At 58.2% G+C, this 20,252-nt stretch carries 24 protein-coding genes and 1 pseudogene; 1 reads left to right on the forward strand and 24 read right to left on the reverse strand.

Going from position 1 to position 20,252, the window contains the following annotated elements; translation table 11 throughout:
* The 14 genes and pseudogenes from A4E19_16005 to A4E19_16070 form a co-directional block, all read right to left on the reverse strand.
* A pseudogene (locus A4E19_16005) lies at positions 1–235 on the reverse strand (chemotaxis protein CheW).
* Between the two features lie 405 nt (positions 236–640).
* Entirely contained in the window at positions 641–1,114 is a 474-nt protein-coding gene (locus A4E19_16010) for a chemotaxis protein CheW (GenBank protein OQW35842.1), read from the reverse strand.
* A 424-nt stretch (positions 1,115–1,538) separates the two neighbouring features.
* Positions 1,539–1,886 (reverse strand): 4Fe-4S ferredoxin, encoded by a 348-nt coding sequence (locus tag A4E19_16015; GenBank protein ID OQW35754.1) that lies wholly within the window; start codon positions 1,884–1,886, stop codon positions 1,539–1,541.
* A 109-nt stretch (positions 1,887–1,995) separates the two neighbouring features.
* Complete coding sequence (locus A4E19_16020) at positions 1,996–3,213, reverse strand: bifunctional 3,4-dihydroxy-2-butanone 4-phosphate synthase/GTP cyclohydrolase II (protein OQW35843.1); 1,218 nt, start codon at positions 3,211–3,213, stop codon at positions 1,996–1,998.
* Between the two features lie 163 nt (positions 3,214–3,376).
* Positions 3,377–5,563 (reverse strand): hypothetical protein, encoded by a 2,187-nt coding sequence (locus A4E19_16025; protein OQW35755.1) that lies wholly within the window; start codon positions 5,561–5,563, stop codon positions 3,377–3,379.
* Positions 5,564–5,669: 106 nt separating this feature from the next.
* Entirely contained in the window at positions 5,670–6,041 is a 372-nt protein-coding gene (locus A4E19_16030) for a two-component system response regulator (protein OQW35756.1), read from the reverse strand.
* 53 nt (positions 6,042–6,094) lie between these two features.
* A complete protein-coding gene (locus tag A4E19_16035) occupies positions 6,095–6,607 on the reverse strand; it encodes a hypothetical protein (GenBank protein ID OQW35757.1) in 513 nt (170 codons plus the stop codon).
* Between the two features lie 97 nt (positions 6,608–6,704).
* The gene (locus tag A4E19_16040) at positions 6,705–7,007 is read right to left on the reverse strand and encodes a hypothetical protein (protein ID OQW35758.1); all 303 of its coding nucleotides are present in this window, start codon (positions 7,005–7,007) and stop codon (positions 6,705–6,707) included.
* Positions 7,008–7,101: 94 nt separating this feature from the next.
* Positions 7,102–7,950, reverse strand: coding sequence for a hypothetical protein (locus A4E19_16045; protein OQW35759.1), 849 nt, complete (start codon positions 7,948–7,950; stop codon positions 7,102–7,104).
* 38 nt (positions 7,951–7,988) lie between these two features.
* A complete protein-coding gene (locus A4E19_16050; GenBank protein ID OQW35760.1) occupies positions 7,989–8,759 on the reverse strand; it encodes a flagellar motor protein MotA in 771 nt (256 codons plus the stop codon).
* 11 nt (positions 8,760–8,770) lie between these two features.
* Positions 8,771–9,358 carry a hypothetical protein gene (locus A4E19_16055; GenBank protein OQW35761.1) on the reverse strand — a complete coding sequence of 196 codons (588 nt, stop codon included), beginning with the start codon at positions 9,356–9,358 and terminating at the stop codon, positions 8,771–8,773.
* A gap of 47 nt (positions 9,359–9,405) precedes the next feature.
* Complete coding sequence (locus A4E19_16060; GenBank protein ID OQW35762.1) at positions 9,406–9,786, reverse strand: histidine kinase; 381 nt, start codon at positions 9,784–9,786, stop codon at positions 9,406–9,408.
* A 51-nt stretch (positions 9,787–9,837) separates the two neighbouring features.
* Positions 9,838–10,023 carry a hypothetical protein gene (locus A4E19_16065; protein OQW35763.1) on the reverse strand — a complete coding sequence of 62 codons (186 nt, stop codon included), beginning with the start codon at positions 10,021–10,023 and terminating at the stop codon, positions 9,838–9,840.
* Positions 10,024–10,113: 90 nt separating this feature from the next.
* Positions 10,114–10,314, reverse strand: a complete 201-nt coding sequence (locus A4E19_16070; GenBank protein ID OQW35764.1) for a hypothetical protein — start codon at positions 10,312–10,314, stop codon at positions 10,114–10,116.
* Positions 10,315–10,522: 208 nt separating this feature from the next.
* On the opposite strand from A4E19_16070, the gene A4E19_16075 reads away from it, so the two are divergent.
* A complete protein-coding gene (locus A4E19_16075) occupies positions 10,523–11,422 on the forward strand; it encodes a hypothetical protein (GenBank protein OQW35765.1) in 900 nt (299 codons plus the stop codon).
* Positions 11,423–11,534: 112 nt separating this feature from the next.
* On the opposite strand, the gene A4E19_16080 is transcribed toward A4E19_16075, so the two are convergent.
* The 10 genes from A4E19_16080 to A4E19_16125 all read right to left on the reverse strand — a co-directional run bounded on the left by A4E19_16080 (position 11,535) and on the right by A4E19_16125 (position 20,243).
* Positions 11,535–12,545, reverse strand: a complete 1,011-nt coding sequence (locus A4E19_16080; protein OQW35766.1) for a hypothetical protein — start codon at positions 12,543–12,545, stop codon at positions 11,535–11,537.
* Positions 12,546–12,633: 88 nt separating this feature from the next.
* On the reverse strand, positions 12,634–13,212 hold the full coding sequence (locus A4E19_16085) for a hypothetical protein (GenBank protein ID OQW35767.1): 579 nt from the start codon (positions 13,210–13,212) through the stop codon (positions 12,634–12,636).
* A gap of 46 nt (positions 13,213–13,258) precedes the next feature.
* A complete protein-coding gene (locus A4E19_16090; GenBank protein OQW35768.1) occupies positions 13,259–14,398 on the reverse strand; it encodes a hypothetical protein in 1,140 nt (379 codons plus the stop codon).
* A gap of 18 nt (positions 14,399–14,416) precedes the next feature.
* Positions 14,417–14,743, reverse strand: coding sequence for a hypothetical protein (locus A4E19_16095; GenBank protein ID OQW35769.1), 327 nt, complete (start codon positions 14,741–14,743; stop codon positions 14,417–14,419).
* Positions 14,740–15,132, reverse strand: a complete 393-nt coding sequence (locus tag A4E19_16100) for a hypothetical protein (GenBank protein ID OQW35770.1) — start codon at positions 15,130–15,132, stop codon at positions 14,740–14,742. The genes A4E19_16095 and A4E19_16100 overlap by 4 nt, the downstream gene beginning before the upstream one ends.
* A gap of 21 nt (positions 15,133–15,153) precedes the next feature.
* On the reverse strand, positions 15,154–16,557 hold the full coding sequence (locus tag A4E19_16105) for a hypothetical protein (GenBank protein ID OQW35771.1): 1,404 nt from the start codon (positions 16,555–16,557) through the stop codon (positions 15,154–15,156).
* A gap of 20 nt (positions 16,558–16,577) precedes the next feature.
* Positions 16,578–16,940 carry a hypothetical protein gene (locus A4E19_16110; GenBank protein OQW35772.1) on the reverse strand — a complete coding sequence of 121 codons (363 nt, stop codon included), beginning with the start codon at positions 16,938–16,940 and terminating at the stop codon, positions 16,578–16,580.
* 72 nt (positions 16,941–17,012) lie between these two features.
* Positions 17,013–17,837 carry a flagellin gene (locus A4E19_16115; protein ID OQW35773.1) on the reverse strand — a complete coding sequence of 275 codons (825 nt, stop codon included), beginning with the start codon at positions 17,835–17,837 and terminating at the stop codon, positions 17,013–17,015.
* A gap of 190 nt (positions 17,838–18,027) precedes the next feature.
* Positions 18,028–18,558, reverse strand: a complete 531-nt coding sequence (locus A4E19_16120) for a hypothetical protein (protein ID OQW35774.1) — start codon at positions 18,556–18,558, stop codon at positions 18,028–18,030.
* A gap of 14 nt (positions 18,559–18,572) precedes the next feature.
* On the reverse strand, positions 18,573–20,243 hold the full coding sequence (locus A4E19_16125; GenBank protein ID OQW35775.1) for a hypothetical protein: 1,671 nt from the start codon (positions 20,241–20,243) through the stop codon (positions 18,573–18,575).
* Between the last annotated feature and the right edge of the window lie 9 nt (positions 20,244–20,252).

Genomic DNA, 20,252 nt, shown 5'->3' on the forward strand with positions numbered 1-20,252 from the left:
GCAATTCGATGATCGGCACGATCGTGCCGCGCAGGTTCAACACGCCCTTGATATGCGAGGGGGTGTTGGGAATCTTCGTGACGGCGGTGTAGCCTTTGATCTCTTGCACCCGGAGAATGTCCACCCCGTAGAGTTCGTCGCCCAGATTGAACGTGAGGAACTGGCTGCCGTCCGTCGTCAGCCCGATCTGCTGATTCAGCTCCTTCGTCGCACTTTCCACTGTCGCTGCGGCCATAGAATCCTCCTTCGTGATCGCTCACTCCTCGATTCAGCTCCCGTGCGATGAGCGCGGCTCGGCACACAGGGAGCTGTCACCTGCACGCTGCCCGGACGGTTCGGATACAAGAGAATGACATCTCGCAAGGCTGACCGCAGAAGCGGTGCCTCCATGGCCTGGTTCGTGAAGCAAGTCGTAATGGGGGAATGCTGCTGAAGCAGGATTGTGTACGACTGGCTGACCCCAGCGTTGTCGTGAAACGGGGTCAGCCCCACCAGACGTGGGAACGGCTCACCATTGAGCTCCATGGTTTCTCCTTGCGAGAGGTCCGGCGCCTGGCGCTCCGTTCGAGCGCACGGCCCGTAACCCACACCGAACACTGCTCTTCCCGACTATGCCGTGCTAGATTCTTTTTGTCTCCTTCTATTCAAACTTAAGCTCCTGTACCTCTCCACCGGCCAACAACCGGTCCATGTCCAATAGGGCCACCAGCTTGTCGCCCGATTTCCCGATGCCGTTCAAGAAACTCACATCCACCTGGGCCCCGAACTGCGGCGAGGGTTGGATGTCCTTCTTGTCGATGTTCAACACGTCCGAGACCGAATCGACGACGAGCCCCATCACCTTGTCCCGCACCACCACCACGATGATGACGGTGAACGCCGTGTAGTCGATCGTCGGCATCCCGAACTTGGTGCGCAATTCGATGATCGGCACGATCGTGCCGCGCAGATTCAGCACGCCCTTGATATGCGAGGGGGTGTTGGGAATCTTCGTGACGGCGGTGTAGCCTTTGATCTCTTGCACCTGGAGAATGTCCACCCCGTAGAGTTCGTCGCCCAGATTGAACGTGAGGAACTGGCTGCCGTCCGTCGTCAGCCCGATCTGTTCTTTCAGTTCTTTCGTCACGGGCTCAAGCGTTGTCGCGGCCATGGAGTCCTCCTATGCAAAACTTTCGTTCATCACCGATTCCGTTCTCCGGTTCGATGGAATAGGCGGTCTCCATGGCCCTCCACTCCAGGTTGTGATGACCTACGTCACTCTTGAGTAGTGACTGGACTCCTAGGCCGGTAGTGACCCTATCGGACGGAGCAAGAATTTCTTTAGGGGGCCGACTCACATTTGATGAAGATGGTCAATCGAGCTGACAAGTGGGCATCAAGGACACTGTACCCGGGAGGACGGAATATCTGTGTGTAGGAAATGTCCGCGGGTGCCGTGAGATTTGATTACCGCGGTGAAGGCTTCGTGGGGTTCCCGATTCCGACCAGCGGCGCTGATCTCGAGAAGTCGCTTGGACGGCGGTGAGGCCGGCTACTTGCTACCCCCTCACCCCAGCCCACGCCTTGTCGTGATGGATTTCCTTATGGGGGTGGATGCGTTTGGCCCGTTCCAGCAGAACGTCCCGTGACTCCGGGCGGTCTGGGTCAGGTACGCAACAGTCGCCGATCGGACAGACGGACACGCATTGCGGCTCATCAAAATGGCCGACGCATTCCGTGCAGCGCTCGTGGGTGATCACGTAGATAGTGTCGTCGACGCCCTGCCCCTCTCCGACGTGGTGTCCCCGCTCTTCGGCCGCACTCCGCTTGTCGAAAATCGCTTGGTTGGGACAGGCCGGTAGGCAGGCGTCGCAGGCGATGCAGTTGTTGTTGATCATGAGCGCCATATCAGCCTCCCTTCGGATTAAGGCGACACCAGATCAGGCCCAGAGGATTTCTCTCATCCTCTCCCCGCAGCGGTCAGCCTGACAGTTGCACCTTGTCAGCTTTGTGGATTCAGACCGCCGTCAACAGATGCCCCAGCTTCTCTCTCTTGGTCCTGAGATACCGCACATTGGCTGCGCGAGGAGGCATTTCGATCGGCACCCGCTCGGCGACTCGCAGCCCATAGCCTTCGATGCCGACGATCTTGCGTGGATTGTTCGTAATGAGCCTGATCCGGCGTAACCCGAGATCGGCCAGAATCTGCGCGCCCACTCCATAGTCTCTCAAGTCGGCCTTGAACCCGAGTTTCTCGTTCGCTTCGACCGTGTCACTGCCCTTGTCTTGAAGGCCGTAGGCCTTGATCTTATTGAGCAGGCCGATGCCGCGGCCTTCCTGATTCAGATAGAGGAGCACCCCGCGGCCTTCCGCCTGTATCATGGCCATCGCCCGGTGCAGTTGGTCCCGGCAGTCGCAGCGCAATGAATCCAACACATCGGCGGTGAGACATCCGGAATGAACTCGCACCAAGGCCGGTTGGCCGTCATCAACCCGTCCTTTCACCAAGGCCATATGCGTGGCCCCATCGATCCCGCTTTCAAACGCAATCACCTCGAACTCCCCGAACCTCGTCGGCACCTGTGCCGTCGCGGCTCTCCGCACGAAGGTCTCCCGCTTCATGCGGTATTCGATCAGGGACTTGATCGTAATCATCTTCAGCCTGTGTTTTTTTGCGAACGAGGCCAGTTCCGGCACCCGCGCCATCGTCCCGTCCTCGTTCATGATCTCGCAGATCACTCCGGCCGGCTTCAGTCCCGCCAGCTGCGCCAGATCGACCGACCCTTCGGTCTGGCCGGCTCGCTTGAGCACTCCTCCCTCCTGCGCCTTCAATGGGAAGATATGTCCCGGGCGGGCAAGGTCCGTCGGTCTGGTCTTCGGATCGATCGCCACCTGAATGGTTCGCGCGCGATCAGCGGCCGAGATGCCGGTCGTGATGCCATGCTTGGCATCGACGGATACGGTAAAGGCGGTGCCGAACGTGGCGGTGTTTTCAACCGCTTGTTGGGGGAGATGCAGCTCTTCCACCCGTTGAGCCGTCAGGGCCAAACAGATCAGACCACGGGCATGTTGGGCCATGAAATTGACGGTCTGGGGCGTCACGTGTTGGGCCGCGATGACGAGATCGCCTTCGTTCTCACGATCCTCGTCGTCCACCAAGATGACGCATTTGCCCCGCTTGATGTCTCGAATCGCCGCATCGATGCTGTCGAACCGATCCCGGGGCTCAGGCATGTGTTCCATCCTCATGAGAGCACTCGTTTTGAGTTTCGAGTCGCGATCTCCGTTAGGCACAGGCTCCGTCGTCTACGGCGGTTGCCTGTCCCAGTTCGAACGTGGACACCAAGGGGTGTCACAGTCCCCTGACCTGCGCGAAACCTGAAACCGGAACCAGTCGTTACACGGCGACCGCTTCCACCGGCGCTTGGTGACGGGCGATTTCCAGCAACCCTCGGACATCGAGGATGAATCCAACCGTCCCATCCCCCAAGATCGTGGCGCCGGCGATGCCTTCGACTTTGCGGAAATTCTGTTCCATGCTTTTGATCACCACTTGTTGTTGCCCGAGAATCTCATCCACCATCACCGCGACCCGCTCGCCCTCGGTCTCCAAGATCAGCAGAATGGCTTTGGTCGGAATCGTATGCTCCGGTTGAAGCGAAAAGACTTCATAAAGCCGAACCATCGGCAAATAGGTCCCGCGTACATTGATCAGTTCGCCTTTCCCCACGACGGTCTTGACGGCTCCTTCCTTGGGCTGAATCGATTCGAGAATCGAGAGCAGCGGCACGATATAGGTTTCCTGGCCGACCCGGACGGTCATGCCTTCGATGATCGCAAGGGTCAGCGGCAGCTTGAGGGTAAACGTCGTTCCCCTTCCCTTTGACGTCTTGATGCTGACCGTGCCGCCCAATGCGTCGATGTTGCGTTTCACCACGTCCATCCCGACGCCGCGACCCGACACGTCGGTGATCTTGTCCGCCGTCGAGAAACCCGGCTTGAAGATCAACGACCAGATTTGGTCGTCGGTCAGCTTGTCGTTGTCGCTGATCAGCCCCTGCTTGACCGCCTTGGCGACGATCTTGTCGCGATTCAGGCCTCGTCCATCGTCCTCAACCGTGATGCAGATATTCCCTCCTTCATGAAACGCGTTGAGCTTGATCGTCCCGGTTTCCTGCTTGTTGTTATCGAGACGCTCTTCAGGCGGCTCCAGGCCATGATCGGCCGAGTTCCTGATCAGATGCGTGAGGGGGTCCCCGATGGATTCGATGACCGTCTTGTCCAATTCGGTTTCTTCACCCGAGACGACCAGATGAATCTTCTTTCCGGCCTTGGCCGACAGGTCCCGCACCAATCGCGGAAAGCGGCTGAAGGCCGTGCCGATCGGCAACATGCGGATCCCCATGACGCGTTCTTGAATTTCTCGCGTATTCCGCTCCAGTTGTGCCACACGCTCGAGCAAGACCGGGAGTTGCCGTATCTCGAACCGTGATCCGAGGTCGCTCAGCATCGACTGGGTGATGACGAGTTCTCCCACGAGATTGATCAGCTTGTCGATCTTCGCCGTATCGACGCGAATGGACGTCGTGTCGGTTTTCTTGGCTTGGGCGGTTGATTCTTGCAGCTTTTGCTTCAGCAGGGCCTGCTCGACTTGCTGCGGCGTCGCGGCGTGTTGCTCGATGAGGATCTGTCCGACGCGCTTTTGTTGCGCCAGCGCGTGGTCCAGCGTTTCTCGTGAAACGACGCCGCTTTCGACCAGGATCTCGCCAAGCGGCTTCGGCTCTTCGGGCTCGGAGGTTGGGGCCAAGGTTACGGTTGACCGCTCCTGCGAGCCTCCCTTGATCTTAGCCTCAGCCTTGGCCTTCACCTCTTCGATGGCCAACGTGCTGTCCTCCTTGACGAATTCGAACGCGCCCTCCACCGCTTGGCGATCCTTGCCGGTATTCAGCTGCATGGTCCAGGAGAGGTAACACTTTTCCGGGTCCACATCAGCCAACTCCGGCAACCGAGACATATCGATGGCGACCTGTGAGAGGGTCCCGAAGCTCCTGAGTTCCTTGAAGATCTGCAACGGGTCGAGGCCGCGCTGAAACAGCCATTCCGGCGGAGTCCAGGCGATACGAAACGTTGAGGTCAGGGCTGAGATTAGGGAGGATCCTGAAGGACTCTCCTCAACCTGAGCCTTCGCCTCAACCTTGAGATCGCTGGCCGCCGCCAACTCGGCCGACAGCCGTTGCACGGTCGCGTCATCGACCGCCGCGCCGGTCTTCACCGACTCAAGCAAGGTCTTCAAGCAATCCGTTGATTTCAGGAGCAGATCCGCGATCGCCGGCGAAACGGCCTTTTGCCCGTTCCTGAGCAGATCGAGCAACGTCTCCATCTTGTGCGTGAATTGCGCGACCGCATTGAAGCCGAACATGCCGCTCCCGCCCTTGATGGAATGGGCCGAGCGAAAGATCTTATTGAGGAGATCGCGGTCCTCCGGATGCTGTTCGAGTTCCAACAATCCTTCTTCGACGACGGCCAGATGTTCCGACGCCTCCTCAAAAAACGAGGCTTGAAATTGTTCGAAATCGTTACCCATGTCTACTCCCGCTCCGCGTCATCTCCGACAAGTGACAGGCTTGAGGTCCGAGGTTTGAGGCCGGATGCCCCTGCCTCAGACCCCCGGACTCGAACGTCTCACACTTCTATGCCGGCAACACCTTGGCGATCGTTTTCAAGAGAATCTCCGGGTTAAAGGGTTTTACGATCCAGCCCGTCGCCCCGGCCTCTTTTCCGGCTTGTTTTTTTTCCACCGACGACTCCGTCGTGAGCATCAGAATCGGGGTAAATTTGAACCCGGCCATCTTCCGCAATTCTTTGATGAGGGTGATGCCGTCCATCTCCGGCATATTGAGGTCGGTGACGACAATGTCCATCTTCGGACCGGCGGAGATTTTTCTTACGGCATCCTTTCCATGTTCGGCTTCAACCACCGTAAACCCGGCGTTTGTCAGGGTAAAGGCAACCATCTGCCGCATGGTCGGTGAATCGTCGACGATCAGCGCTGTTCTACTCATATCGCCCCTCCGCTCTGAGTCTGTGTATCCGTTGAACTCACACCTGCGTCACGCTAGAACAGCGTGACCGAATCGATCTCTTTGTTCGACACGTCGGTCGGCACTGGTTCCTGATAGTCCGGCTGCAGCGTGGCCTGGTGGAGGCGACGCTCTTCTTCCATCGTGTAATGTTGTTCGACCTCCTGCAGGGCGGCGATCTCGCGCTTTGCCGCTTCATCGTGCGGCCCCTTGAGTAGGGCCCTGAGGTGGCAGCCGAGCTGATCCAGCGCCAAATTGACGTGTTCTAACTTTTGCCGCGTAATGTCCTGGAACTGCATCGCCATGACCACCTGAGACACACTGGCTGCTCCCTCATGTGAAGTCGTCGTCTCGCCGGCTGCCAGAAGCCGAAGATGCACCATCAACTCCATCGCCGCACGCTCCGTTTCCTGCGTCACTGCGTTGATGTGCGCTTTCAGCACCGGAAGCATGCGGACCGTTCCGGTGGCAAAATCCTCCCAGGCCTGTTGATGCGCTTGTATCGCGCCGTGCGCGGTGTCGTGATCGGCACGACAGTCCTTCGTCATGCCGCCGTGTGCTGTGCCAGAACTCATCGCCTCGTTTCCACGTTCACGCTCGTGAGCCTCGGTCACAGGGCCTCGCAATGCCGCACGACGTAGGCCGTTACTCACTGAGCGAATCGGTAAATCCTAGTTGCCTCAATCGCGTCTGCAGATCTTCGGAAATCCCCGTGACGATCATGCGCCCTTGCTTCCTGGCCGCCAGCATCAGCTGAATCGCCGCCGTGTCCACCCTGGCGGCACCACTGAGGTCCAATGACACCAATCCGTCGTTGGCAAACAGTTTCTGCAACGATTCCTTGAATTCCCCAGCCTCGAAAATGGTGATGTCGCCCGTGGGTGCGAGATGCCTGGGATTCTGAGCCTCAGCCGGTTGGCCTTGTGATGCGGAGGGTTCGACGGTCATCAATTACACGCCTCCTTTGCTGAACCTACTGGATCATCTTGTCGGTTGCCTTTCCGTGGGACTTGAGGGCAGGCCCGACGCATGGTTCGCGATGCTACGGTGTTGGCGATCGCCCTTCGCCCGACACGCCCGGAACTGGCGGTGACGGGTCTTGCGCGGCCTGGTCTAGCGCTTGTTCCGTCTGGTTTGAACCGGTGTCCGGCTGGAGCATCGGATCCGGTGGCGCCTGGTCAAGAATCACCACTTCGACTCGACGATTCTTCGCCCTCTGATCCGCATCCAGATTCTTCGTGATAGGTCTTGTCTCGGCGTGACCCACGGCTGCCAGATGATCCGTCGGTACTCCGTAGAGCTCCGACAACACTCGTACCACCATCACCGCCCGTGCGGCCGATAATTCCCAGTTGGAAGGAAATTGTGCCGTCCGGATCGGCACGTTATCCGTATGTCCCTCGACCCGAACGTGCCGGTTCAATTCCAGGATGACTCCGCCCAGTCCTTCGAGAAACGGCAGCGCTTCGGCTCGAACCGTCGCTTCTCCGCTGTTAAACAGCAGTCTGTCGGGAATCGTGATCACGATATCTCCGTTGATTTTCTGGACGATGGTGACGAACGCCACCAGGTCCTTCATCGGCTTGTCACTGATGATCTGGACCTGCTCGCGGATGCGTCGAAGGACGGCCAGCTTGGCGTCGGAAGGATTCCGCCCCTGTTGGATCGACTTGGCCTCACCGACGTTGATGATCCGGTTCTCGCCGGAATGGTTGGAGAGTGGATTCAGCGCCGCCTTGATCGATTCGCTGACGGTCCGATATCGTCCTTCATTGACGGACGAAATCGAGTACATGACGACGAAAAAAGCGAACAACAACGTAATGAAGTCGGCATAGGAGACCAGCCATCTCTCGTGATTCTCGTGTTCCTCGTGCTTCTGCTTCGCCATACCGTGCGCCGGACGCCTGACCGTTCACCTTCTACGCGTCACTTCTTCACTTCCTTCGTACGTTCGTTGTAGGGAAGGAAGCTTTCCAACTTTTCCTGGAGCAATCGAGGGTTTTCGCCCTGGGCAAGCCCGACAAGCCCCATGATGACGAGGTTGCGGCCACCCGCTTCCGCCTTGAGCTTCATTTTGATTTTGTTGGCCAATGGAAGAAATAGAAGGTTCGCGGCGCCGACGCCATAGACGGTGGCCACGAACGCCACGGCGATACCGCTGCCCAATTTCGAGGGGTCGGCCAGATTCTCCATCACGTGAATCAGCCCCAACACCGCCCCGAGAATCCCGACGGTCGGTGCATAGCCCCCGGCGGCTTCCCACACCTTGGCCGCCATCACGCCTTCCTCTTCATGGTGTTCCACTTCGATTTCGAGGATCTCGTGCACGGCTTTCGGATCGGTTCCGTCGACAATGAGCTGAATCCCCTTTTTCATAAAGGGATCTTTGATGTCTTTTAGCTTCCCCTCAAGCGCCAATAGCCCTTGCTTCCTCGATAGGTTCGCCAGGTCCAGAATAAGCTTGATCGTTCCTTTCTTGTCGATATGCTGGCCGATGATCGCGAGAGAAAGGGCTCCGAACGCCTTGATGACGACCGGCAACGGATTCTGGACGCAAATCGCGCCGACCGTGCCGCCGATCACGATAATGAATGCGGTCAGTTGAAGAATGGAGCCGAGATGCCCGCCTTCGAGCGCTTGGCCTCCTGCGATCGCACCAAACGCCAATATGACCCCGATAATGGTTGCAATATCCATGATTCAGTCAGTCATTTAAACCCGAATTGAGCCAGGATATCGTCGGCAACCTTCTGTTTCATGGCCGTCGTTTTGGATTCCTCGAGTTGCTTCAGTAACTGCCCGGCTAGACTCTCGTCCCTGGCTGCCGGGCCGCCCTCCTGAAGACCGAAGATGACAACGAGTTCCACCAGCTTGCCTTGCACTTCATCGAGAATCGTCACCAGCTTCTTCACCCGCTGCGCGACGAGATCTTGAAAAGAGAGGGTGGTCATGATGTCCGTCAGAGACTTGTCGTCCTGCGCCAGCACGGAGGACACCTTCTCGAGCCGTCCCACCAGGGTCATGCAATCCATTGCCCGCAGGACCTCGATGACCGCGGCAAGATCTTTCGCGACTTGCCCGTGGCCGTCCTGAATCGTCTCAGTCAATCTCATGACCTCAAGGGTGCCGTCTTCCGTCATCTTGCTCAGATCGCTCAAATGGGAGGCCGCGGTCGGAAGCTGGCTGCTGCTGGACATGATCTGGGGGCTGGCCGCCGCGATCGCCGTCATCGCGCTTTCGACAAATCGCGCTAGTTCTCCGAGCTCTTCGTACAATTTATGCGTTTGGTTGTGCACAACACCTCCCTAGCTAGTGGTCCTGCACCTGTAGGGCTGACGACCGTCTATTTAAAAATCTTCCCGATCTTTTCCTGCATGATCTCGGCTGTAAAGGGCTTGACGATGTAGTTGCTCACTCCGGCTTGCACAGCCTCGACCAAATTGGCTTGTTGGGCCTCAGCCGTCACCATCAAGACCGGCAGGGTTTTGAGCTTCTCGTCCGCTCGGATCGCCCGAAGCATGTCGATACCCGTCATGACCGGCATGTTCCAGTCGGACACGACAAAGCCAAACGTATCCGCCCGCAGCTTCTGCAGCGCCTCTTGTCCGTTTTCCGCCTCATCCAAATTGGCGAATCCCAGCTGCTTCAGGATGTTCTTGACGATTCTCCTCATCGTCACCATGTCATCGACGACGAGGATTTTCATGTTTGGATCGGCTGGCATAACGCCTCCTTTTGATCTTACCTAATCGCCGGAACGACGACAGCCGACGGTTTATCCACGGGTATGCTGGACGGACCGCGGCGCAGCCGCTCGACGCTTCGTCAGATATCGGCACGTTCGCCGAACGACCTGAGCCGAAACGGCTCGCTCCTTCACCGATTTCGCCGTAGTGGTGGGAATCAATCGACGTGCGTGGAGAGAGGCGTGTCCCCGGGAAACCGTCACCGGGAGGATCATGCCCACCACTCATGATCTCGGCGGCATGCCGGCCGTGAGTGGGACAGGCGAGCCATGCTGCCGACGAACCGGGCAGCCACTCGTCGGCCGCTAGCCTTGCCGAGACCGACCATGCATCCATTCATGGATATCACGGCGAAGGAAGCGCCAGTGTTTTCCGATCTTTGACGCGGGCAGTTCACCGACTCGGGCCAGCTTATAGACGGTTGACTTGGGTACGCGGAGAAACTGCGCCACCTCCAGCACGGTCAAGATTTCCCCGTCCCGTACAGTGACCTCCCCGGGCTTCATCACTGTTGCTGCGGATACGTCAGTATTCATGACGACTGTGGTATCGGCGTGGCGGTTCCAAAACTTGAGCGCCTGATAGACGCGGATCGCGGCCTACAAGCGTGTTTTCCTGCTGGTTCGACTCAGATGGACGCTGTCCATTCATGTTTCTCCACAACCAGCCGACAAAGGTGTGCGACTGGGCATCAATCACGAGGAACTGCACTCAATGGCGCATGTGATTTCTGTCGCGTCGGGCAAAGGCGGCGTCGGGAAAAGCGTGGTGTCGGTGAACCTGGCTCTTGTCTTGGCGCGCGGAGGGAGACAGGTGGTGCTCGCGGACCTCGACGTCGGCGGCGCCGACGCCCATGTGCTGGTTGGTCTCCTCAACCCTGAGCATACGCTGACAGATTTTCTCAACCATCGCATCGAGCAACTGGATGATCTCGCCCACCGCCTTCCACTGCATCCGAACTTACGAATCATTCCCGGCACCGGTGATACCTTGGCGACGGCCAACATGTCCTATTCGCAGAAGAAGCGCCTGATTCGGAACTTTCAGGATATCCGCGCGGACGTGATCGTCGTCGATATCGGCGCCGGAACCAGCTATCATGCGCTCGATTTTTTTCTGATGGCCGACCACCATGTCGCCGTCGCCACCCCCGATCCGACCTCGGTCCTCGACCTCTACCGCTTCATCAAGCTGGCGGCGATTCGGCGCGTCTTGTCAATGTTCATGATGCGGGAGGTGATGGCGGAAGGGCTTGCCAATCGAGACTACAGCAGCGTGGAGGAGGTGTTGGACGTCGCGGGCAAGACGGATGAGTCCGGTCGCACGATCGCTGCGACCACGCTGCGGGCGTTTCAGCCGGCCCTGATCCTCAATCGCGTGTCGGGACGTGCCCGCGTCAACGTCCTCCAACTGAAGAAGTTACTGAAAGAGTACGTCGGCGGTGATTTGACTCTGCTCGGTGAAATTCCGGAGGATCCGACGATGGAACAAGCGGTACGCGCGTACATCCCGGTGGTTCAATATGCTCCCGCCTCCCCTGCCGCGGCCGCGCTGACCAAAGCGGCGGAGACACTGATGCAGCTCGTTCAATGCCCCCCATCACAGGCGGCATGATCCAGCGAAGGCGACTGGATGGACTTTCCGCACCCAGCCCCATCGCGACCGCCCGATACCCACCGACGCAGTGCGAGCTCGCGGAAATCGGCCGCACCAGGCACCCACCGGGCTACCGCAACTTTCGCACGATCACACCATACCATCCTAGGCCGTCGTACTCCTGGTACCCGAGTGTTTGTGCATAGGCGATTACCTCTTGATCGCCGGTGACATAATACCCTCGTTGACGCCTTTGATGGCTCAGCGCGAACGGCTGCAAGATTCCTTGATCATCGGAGGCAGCGATAATGCGCAGCCCCTTGTCGAGCAACAGAACACGGGTCCGCTTCCATGCCTCCTCGGAGATGGAGGCTTCCTTCTGAACGATGGTTTTTGATTGGGTCTCCCAATCAAACACGACTCCGAGGACACCGGTGACTTTTCCATCCACCCGCCCTTCCTTCCGAATGGCGGCGGCATAGACGGCGACCAATTGATTATCATGAAGAGGATCGTGAAAAATATCGTCCACGACATACTGATCCCCCCTGGTTGTCGCCATGGCCTTTTGAAACCATGGCAACCTTGACCCGACAGTGCCGGTGACCTTGGGATATTTGTCCGGCTGAGAACAGGCCAGTATTGTTCCGTCGGGGGCGACAAGAACCAGGTTGAGATAGACGGAATAGAATCGATTGATCAGGCCGAGTCGTTCGGCGGCATGCAGGAGGGAGGTCCGATCCATCGATTCCAGCGCCTGAACCAACGCGTCGTCCGTCGCCCACCAGCGAACGTCGGCGGTGCGTTCGAACAAGTTGCGCACGATCAACTGCACGAGGGTCTGTGCCATCTCCGACAAGCGATCGCTCTCTTTTTCGGTAAACCGGCGCTCCAATTCGTTCGTTTCCGCCCGGATGTTTCCCAACTCTTTGGAGGTCTCGGCTGCTTGCGCGGCCAATTTTTTCACCTCGGTGGCGACCACGGCAAACCCTCGACCGGCGTCTCCCGCTCTGGCCGCTTCTATGGTAGCGTTTAATGAGAGAATCGTGATCTCACTGGTTATTCTTGCGTTGCTGATCAGATGATCGCCGATCTGTTTGTCGATACTACCGATGATCTCTCTGACATCACGCGGACGCATGTCTGCTGTCTCCTTTCCACTTGAGTCGGTCGAATGATGGGTGACCGCGATGATGCCCTCCAGAGAAGGCTCTGCGGTCGTCTATCGGCTAGCCGGTCTGATTCCGCCTTGCGCGCAACCGCTCGGCTTGGGCATGAAGGATGTGCCGGATCAGGAGTTCCTGATCGTCGGCTTTGAGGTCGACGAATTCCGTGGCGATCGCAAACCCGTGTCCGTCTGTCTGAGGGATGATACGAATCACTTTTGCCTGAGCTTGGATGAGGGTAAACGGCGGAAGGATCAATTTGATCGCGAGGTGATCGCCTGACGCGAATTCCCGAGGGGAGACAAACCCCACCCCTCCACCACTGAGATTGACATCCGTCGGCCGTGCCATGGCGACACTGGACGGCTGGCTGACGACCAAAGCATTGAGGATGACTTCGAGCATATAGTCGACTTTCATGATCCATGGCAGCACCGGCGAGCCGACCAACGACTCTCCTGTGCGCGCAAGCAGATCCGCGGTGGGTTTCGTGACAGCCGCGGAAATCATCTCCGGTGTGGTGGGAGTCCTTTCGACAGGAACAAGGGTTCCGGTCTCCGTCAGCAACCGATATTCCATCAGCACCCGATCATCGATTCTGATCCATTCCCGTCGTTCATCGGCCGAATGCTGGGAAGGCATGGAAGATATCGTCACAGGAGACGCCATGGTTTGGCTACTTTCCGGGTTATGCGGCACAACTCAGCGCCACCGCGCATGCCAATCCCGGCGGTTTCGGTGTATGAAAGACCACTCGGTTTCGCCCCTGGACTTTCGCGTCCCTCAGAGCGGCGGCGCCGACCAACATCCATTCCGCAACGGACGCCACGGTGGCGTCCGGGATTGCGGCGAGGCCGATGCTTGCCGTGGTACGAACCTGTCCCGCCTCGATCGCAAAAGGGTGTCCTTCGATACGACCTCGCAACCGCTCCGCGAGGGCTAGCGCGTTCTGCCTATCCGCATGAGGCAGCACGACCACGAAGGTGTCAGCCCTGGATCGTCCGACGACATCGCTATCGCGGACGGTCTCGCGTATCAGATCCGCTGTCGCCTTCAGCACGTGATCTCCCGCCCTGTGACCGACACAGTCATTGACGGTCTTGAAGAAGTCCAAGTCCAACAGCAACAGGCTGGCCGGCACGCCGTAGCGAACTCCGACACGTAACTCTCTCGACAAGATGTCATCGACCGCCCGTGCGTTGAGCAGCTGCGTGAGCGGGTCGCGGAGGTCGATTTCCTGTTCACACCGATGTGTATCGGCATGGCGTAGGGCGAGAGACAGAGCGGCGCCGATCGTCTCAAGCACGTCCCGCTCCCACTGAGTAAAGCAATTCGGATCTTTCGGTTCAACAAGAAGCAGCCCGCTGTCGTCCGATCCGAGAGCAAAACGTACCTCTTGTCCAAAGGTGGGATCCTGTTCTTGCAGCGATTGCCGTGACGGCAACGGCGGCACGAGATAGAGATGCCGTGATCGGAGGCTGCGCCGAGGGCTGCTCATTGCACTATTGTCGGAAGGAATTTGGCCGAGTCTACGGAGCAAATACCGGCACACGAACGCCTCGCGTTTTCGATTCCGAGGGTTCGACCAAGTCCATACGCGGTTACGATTTGATCTCGCGAAGCCAATGATACTGGTATCGATAAGAGGCGGCAATCGTCTCCCCAAGGTCTTGATGATGCCATCTTCGTCTTGTACGCGCGCGAGTTCATCGATGAGACGATGCAGCGCGGTCAATGTTTGCCCGCACTCTTGCAACTGCAGAGACTTTTGCGTGAATGGAGATAATTTGCCGGACGGCATGTTCACGTCGGGTTCCTGCATGGCCATCGCCCACCCCTGTTTCTGCTACGCTTTCATTGAGACGGCCAGGGGGACGGAACGCTCTCTACCGAGCCGATGATGAAGGTTGTGAAGACGCTGTCGATTCGCCGCCGCCTCAGCCAATAGAGACCCCAGCACGGCTTGCACGGTATGCACTCGATTGCGGATCTGTTCATCGAGCTGCAGCAGACGGCTCCCTTCTTCGAGCGGTGCCTGCATCGTCTCCAAGATGAGGCCGCGCTCACGATAACACTGATCCACGATATCCCATTGTCCGAGTTCTGCCGCCTCCACTGCGGTGTTCGTGAGTCGAACGATATCGTCCCGGAACGTCTCATTCGCAAGGATCATCGTACACCGGCCATCTGATTCTGCTGCGCTGCAATCTCACGCCACCCCTCACGAAGTGTGGTCAAACAACGCAGCGGGCCTTCGAGATGGCGCGCATCGTTTCGTGCATTGGCTGTGACCAATTCGCCGAGCATGTAGTCGTAGAGACGGTGTAGCGACCGAGCGATCTCGCCGCCTTGTTCGAAATCGAGCACGCTGTTGAGCTCCCCTATGATGGAAATGGCCCGTCCAAGAAATCGGCCTTTGTCTTTTGGATTGTTTGACTCGATCCCGGCTCGAGCCAGTTCAATCGATTGGATGGCCGCGTCGTAGAGCAAGACGACGATCTGCACCCGGGACGAGGTCATCACCTGTGTCTGCTGATACTGATTCGAGTATTGAGTGAGCATAGGTCCCTTCCGTGGATGATCCTATTGTCTCCTCGTCAGCGAGGAATTGGTCTGAAGAAAACTGATCTGACTCTGAAGTTGTCCGAGCAATCCGTCGAGCGCGGCGTACTGACGACGGAGCCGCTCTTCATACTGCGCGATGAGATCCTCTTTCTTGGCGATCTCGTCCGCCACATCCGAAATCTGGTCTGTCAGACTGTTCTTGCGAAGCGTCAATGCCCCGGACTCGATGTCGTCTAGCGTATCTACCGCAGTAGTGAGAAGCTGCGCGATGCCAACGCTGCCGGTTTGATTGACGAACAGATTCTTGACAGCCGTGTAGTTTGAGCTCAGTGCCGCGTCGAGTTTGGCATCCTCAACAGTCACGGTACCGTCGCGTTCCGTTTTAAACCCGATGTCACCCGCCGTGGTGTAGGTCGTCAACCCCGGCACGGCAGAGGAGAGCGCGGTCCTCAGCTGGCCGAGCACCGTCCGCACAGTCGGCTCGTTGAAAAAGATTCCGCCCTTCTTGGTTGTGATATCGTAGGTGTTTCGCTCGTTGATGAATTTGACCACATCGTTATAGGCGGTTGCCAGCGCGGTAATGTTGGTTTTGACGCCGGCCACATCCCGTGAGACATTGACTGAGATCGTACTTGAACCGGTGGTCTTCGACAGCGTCAAGGTGACCCCGGAAATGGCGTCGGTGATCGTGTTGCTGCTGCGCTGAAACGTCAGCGGGCTTAGACTTGGATCGCCCACGACCACCACCGCATCCTGAGCCGCCTGCAGCGTATCGGCTCCTCCGGTTCCACTGCTGTTTAGAAAATCAAGGTCGGTATCGTCAGCGACGATCGTGATTCCGCTCGTGGCCCCGGTATTGGTGGAGGTCAATACCAGCCGGTACGCGGGTGACGCCTCGCTCCCCGTATTGACGACCGAAGCGGTGACACCTGCACCGAGGTCATTGATGGCGGTCTTGAGATCTTCGATCGTCGCCGTGGCACTCAGCGTCACGGTTTGATTGCTGCCGCTGCCGACGCGAAAGGTAAACGTCCCTGAGCCGCCACTTACGATGTCGGTTGTCGTGGACGCGACCGCCTTCGCGGACTTATTCGTCACCTGGTGCGACTGCGCCAGTTGCGTGACCTTGACGGTGTAGCTTCCTTGTACGGCCGTCGATGACCCCGTGGCGGTGAGCACGGTCGTGTCGCTGACCGATACGCCGGAACGGTCGAAATTCGACGTCAGACGTATTTTGTCGGCGGCGCTTTGCAGCGCAACCAGCTTTGTGCTCAGCGTGGCGTAGTCGGTCGATTTCGAGTTCAGCGTGGCCTTCTTAGCATTGAGCCGATCGACAGGGAAACGTGACGCCTTGACCAGTTGGTCGATAACCTGGCCGAAGTCCAGCCCATTTCCCAGACCGCCAAAACTTATCGTTGCCATCCCCGCCCCTTGTGCTTGCCCTATGCCTGCTCCTTCAACAACAGCCCTTTCGGACTCGAGAGGTACTTTTCCAGCTCCAGCAGCTCTTCCGGCGGAATCTGCCGAATCACCTCGCCGGATTCCTGTTCGACCACCTTCACGACGACTCGTTCGGTTTCATTGTCCACTCGGATCCGGAGCTGTGGGTTTGCCAGACTCAGGACCTCGTTGACCTTCGTTGCGGCAAGATCGATCACGGCCCGATCAGCGGATGCCTGGGAAGACGACTGTCCTTCCGAGTCGTGTTTTTTTACCTTCGGCTTTTGTCCCACCGCGCCCGATGGCTCTTCTCCACGAGAGCGCTCGACCCGAGGATCTGCCTTTGGTGTAACGCTGTGTATCATGGCAGCCTCCGTACGAAGCTATCGACGCCGCGCCCTCTCTTGGTGAGAGGGCGCGGCCCCGATGGTCTGTTATTACTGGAGTAATGCCAGTGCCTGCTGCGGCAGCGTATTCGCCTGCGCGAGCACGGCGATACCTGTCTGCACCAGGACCTGGTTCTTGGTAAACTGCGAGGTCTCATACGCGATGTCCGCATCGCGGATCCGCGATTCGGCCGCGGTCAGATTTTCGCTGGAGATTTCGAGATTCGCGATCGTCGCTTCAAACCGATTCTGAAGCGACCCATATTCTGCGCGGGCCGTTGCCACGGCGCTGATGGCGCTGTCGATGTTGCTCAACGCGCTCTGCGCATTGTTCGCCGACGACACGTTCACACTGCTGATGCCCAGCGCGGAGATCGTCAGCTGGTTCAGATCCATCGTAAGCGTGTTGCCGGTGCCGCTTTTGAAGCCCACCTGCATCGTGAAACTGATGGTACTGCCGCTGGTCAATGCCTGCCCGTTGAACTCCGTCACCTGCGCAATGCGGTCGATTTCCGAACGCAACGCCAAAAACTCTTGATCAATGTACGATCGTTCGGTGGCACCGACTGTGCCGCTGGACGACTGCGAAGCCAGTTCGCGCATCCGGCCCAGCAAATTGCCGATCGTGGACGCGGCGCCGTCGGCGACCTGCGTCAAGCTGATCCCGTCCGAGGAGTTTCGAACGGCCTGGTTGATGCTGCGAATGTGCGCACGCAAGGTTTCGGATAATCCGAGACCGGCTGCATCGTCGGCGGCGCGGGTAATCCGGAGACCGGACGATAGGCGCTCAACCGAGCGAGCCAGGCTCCCCGTACTCACACCCAGATTTCGCTGGGCCGAGATAGATGCGGGATTGTTGTTAACAATAATTGACATAGCCCCTTCCTCCTTGAAACAAAAACTTGATCAGCCTGTTCGCCTCCGGCATCCGTGCAGAAGCGCGTGCCCGGCTCATCTCTATGAGCGGGTCTGATGCCTTATCGGCCGAATCAAGAGGGACTTGAGCCGCCCACTAATCGAGCACGAACACACCGAGCCGACGACAACGAACATCAATCCGCTGTTCCTAACGGACATCCAACCGTGGCAAAATCTCATATTCCAAGAGGTCGGCTATGCGCACCGAGTCCCTGGTTGTCCGCGCCTCCAACAGCTGCTGAACCCATGGTGCCACGGTCGAGACTCCGTTCCCTGCTTGTGTTGGACCCGTAGCCCCATCCGCGAACTCGAGATAATCGGCCAATTTCCCCAACCAGGAGTCAAGGGTGGAAAGCGGCAATGGTCCGAATCGTAATGGCGACAGCAAAGCCGTCCCTTCGGAACGCAAGGTCTCCGCATATTTTCTCATGGTTCCCTCGGCAGCCCGTATGAGCTCCGGCATGGGTTGCGACACCGCCGTCAACTGGCGATACCGTACAACTGATTCAGCGAGGAATGCGGGGTCTAGATCCCGGTCCGTAATCGTACGATGGTCCAACTGCAGCTTCGTGACGATGCGAGCCCGGGCATGGGCACGTTCGCTCACCTCCGTCAGCACATGTTCCATGGTCAACGGCGCATCCACTTCCCACCGGTCTTGATCGAGCGTGATTTGCATGGATCAATCTCCTCTCATTCGATACCGACATACGACTCAGGCGCAAATAGGCTTGGAATGGACGCTTCTCCCGTGGGTGTAAGGTGGCACGCCACGAATTCTGCTTCACGACGCCAACGATGATACGCCGCCGCATGATACTTCGCCATTCGTTCCAGTCCTTGCACATTGTCTTGATGCAATTGGCGCAGTGCCGCCGTAGTGAGCGGTTTTGTAGCCCATGTGGCCATGCCGACCTGAGCGACCTCTTGACGCTCTCCCGCTTGCATTCTCAGAAGGGCTTGAATGGACTGGGCAGGAATCGGAGTTTGCCCGGTGAGCCGAACGATGTGGTCGGCCCGTCGACAGAGACTATCGAGTAGCGGCATCATCGCCCGAATACAGGCCACCGCTTCACCGGCATGCGGAACAAGACTGTTCAGGGTCGGCAAGCGGCTCGGCTGGCCGGTGAACGACTCGTACCAACGGCGGCGCCAGAAGTCTGCGTACCAAGCGACCGCCGTATCTTCGCGGCCCGAGACGAGCTCAAAGCTCCCTAATTGATCAGCATCGATACCCGATCGATAGAGACGATAGCCGGGCACTACCGATGGCAGCGGGCCCTGTCCCACCACATGATGCATAACCTCAGCGACCACATCGACCGTCAGGCGATCCTTGCAGGCATGGTGCGAACAGACTTGATCGAAGCCACAGGGGGCGCATTCCAGATCCGGCTGCAGAACCCAATGTCCCGGCCCGTATGGACCGGTCTCCTGAAAATCCACATGGCCGACCGATAGATCGATGACGGGAGTTCCCACACCCACGGCCAAATGCATGGGCCCGGTGTCATTGGTGAGCAGTACTTGGCACTGCGTCAGGAGCGCGGCAAGCTGCGCCAGTGTCGTTTGCCCGGCGGCGTTCTTGATGGCGCTGCCCCCGCCCGCCTCACGATATGTTCGGATGACATGGGCAATCGCCTCCTGCTCCGATGACGATCCGATGAACAGAAGGCCGCCATCCCACCGTTGACTGAAACGGGCCAACGTCATACCGAAATGTTGTGGCCGCCAGGCCTTCATCACATCGCTCGCCCCCGCCTGGACGGCGATCCATCTGTCCCCCGGGCCACTTAGGCCGGACAAAAACCGCTTCGCCCAGTCGGTACACTCAACCGGCACCGTCACGGACAGCGGCGAGAACGCACCCGACCGGCTCCCTCCCATCGCATAAATATCGACGAGGTTGAATCGATTGATACGTCGGATCAGATGAATATCGGTGAAGTACGCCATCCAGGGATTGTCGATGACCGTACCACCGTCCCAAGCGCTCCGTGCACCCCGGATATCAGGGGCACCGACATAACTCGCCATAAGCGCGCTGGGCCGATTAAACGTCAGATTGACGATGCGGTCATAGCGACGTCTGGATAAGTCTCCGGCCCATGCGGCCACCTCTTGATACAGCGTGACGATATCCTTGACATTGGCCCGACTCTCATCAATCAATGCGTGGAAATCACGGGTGATGACGTCGCGCAAACCGTTCAGCATGGAGGCCACAGGGGCGAATTGTTTATCAACCACGAGGTCCACCGCCACACCAGGCCATTCTTCTCGGAGGCGGGCCAAGAGGGCGCCCATCTGCACCAGATCGCCCATACGGGTGATGTTGATAATCAAGACCTGTTTCACCGCCAATGGCCTCTC

Source organism: Nitrospira sp. SG-bin1, assembly GCA_002083365.1.
Lineage (GTDB): Bacteria > Nitrospirota > Nitrospiria > Nitrospirales > Nitrospiraceae > Nitrospira_D.

What these genes read in the sequence shown, in the direction of transcription:
- A4E19_16015 (OQW35754.1), bottom strand. Translation starts at nt 1,886, where the DNA reads ATGGCGCTCATGATCAACAACAACTGCATCGCCTGCGACGCCTGCCTA.
- A4E19_16020 (OQW35843.1), bottom strand. Translation starts at nt 3,213, where the DNA reads ATGCCTGAGCCCCGGGATCGGTTCGACAGCATCGATGCGGCGATTCGA.
- A4E19_16025 (OQW35755.1), bottom strand. Translation starts at nt 5,563, where the DNA reads ATGGGTAACGATTTCGAACAATTTCAAGCCTCGTTTTTTGAGGAGGCG.
- A4E19_16030 (OQW35756.1), bottom strand. Translation starts at nt 6,041, where the DNA reads ATGAGTAGAACAGCGCTGATCGTCGACGATTCACCGACCATGCGGCAG.
- A4E19_16035 (OQW35757.1), bottom strand. Translation starts at nt 6,607, where the DNA reads ATGACGAAGGACTGTCGTGCCGATCACGACACCGCGCACGGCGCGATA.
- A4E19_16040 (OQW35758.1), bottom strand. Translation starts at nt 7,007, where the DNA reads ATGACCGTCGAACCCTCCGCATCACAAGGCCAACCGGCTGAGGCTCAG.
- A4E19_16045 (OQW35759.1), bottom strand. Translation starts at nt 7,950, where the DNA reads ATGGCGAAGCAGAAGCACGAGGAACACGAGAATCACGAGAGATGGCTG.
- A4E19_16050 (OQW35760.1), bottom strand. Translation starts at nt 8,759, where the DNA reads ATGGATATTGCAACCATTATCGGGGTCATATTGGCGTTTGGTGCGATC.
- A4E19_16060 (OQW35762.1), bottom strand. Translation starts at nt 9,786, where the DNA reads ATGCCAGCCGATCCAAACATGAAAATCCTCGTCGTCGATGACATGGTG.
- A4E19_16065 (OQW35763.1), bottom strand. Translation starts at nt 10,023, where the DNA reads ATGATCCTCCCGGTGACGGTTTCCCGGGGACACGCCTCTCTCCACGCA.
- A4E19_16070 (OQW35764.1), bottom strand. Translation starts at nt 10,314, where the DNA reads ATGAAGCCCGGGGAGGTCACTGTACGGGACGGGGAAATCTTGACCGTG.
- A4E19_16075 (OQW35765.1), top strand. Translation starts at nt 10,523, where the DNA reads ATGGCGCATGTGATTTCTGTCGCGTCGGGCAAAGGCGGCGTCGGGAAA.
- A4E19_16080 (OQW35766.1), bottom strand. Translation starts at nt 12,545, where the DNA reads ATGCGTCCGCGTGATGTCAGAGAGATCATCGGTAGTATCGACAAACAG.
- A4E19_16085 (OQW35767.1), bottom strand. Translation starts at nt 13,212, where the DNA reads ATGCCTTCCCAGCATTCGGCCGATGAACGACGGGAATGGATCAGAATC.
- A4E19_16090 (OQW35768.1), bottom strand. Translation starts at nt 14,398, where the DNA reads ATGGCCATGCAGGAACCCGACGTGAACATGCCGTCCGGCAAATTATCT.
- A4E19_16095 (OQW35769.1), bottom strand. Translation starts at nt 14,743, where the DNA reads ATGATCCTTGCGAATGAGACGTTCCGGGACGATATCGTTCGACTCACG.
- A4E19_16100 (OQW35770.1), bottom strand. Translation starts at nt 15,132, where the DNA reads ATGCTCACTCAATACTCGAATCAGTATCAGCAGACACAGGTGATGACC.
- A4E19_16105 (OQW35771.1), bottom strand. Translation starts at nt 16,557, where the DNA reads ATGGCAACGATAAGTTTTGGCGGTCTGGGAAATGGGCTGGACTTCGGC.
- A4E19_16110 (OQW35772.1), bottom strand. Translation starts at nt 16,940, where the DNA reads ATGATACACAGCGTTACACCAAAGGCAGATCCTCGGGTCGAGCGCTCT.
- A4E19_16115 (OQW35773.1), bottom strand. Translation starts at nt 17,837, where the DNA reads ATGTCAATTATTGTTAACAACAATCCCGCATCTATCTCGGCCCAGCGA.
- A4E19_16120 (OQW35774.1), bottom strand. Translation starts at nt 18,558, where the DNA reads ATGCAAATCACGCTCGATCAAGACCGGTGGGAAGTGGATGCGCCGTTG.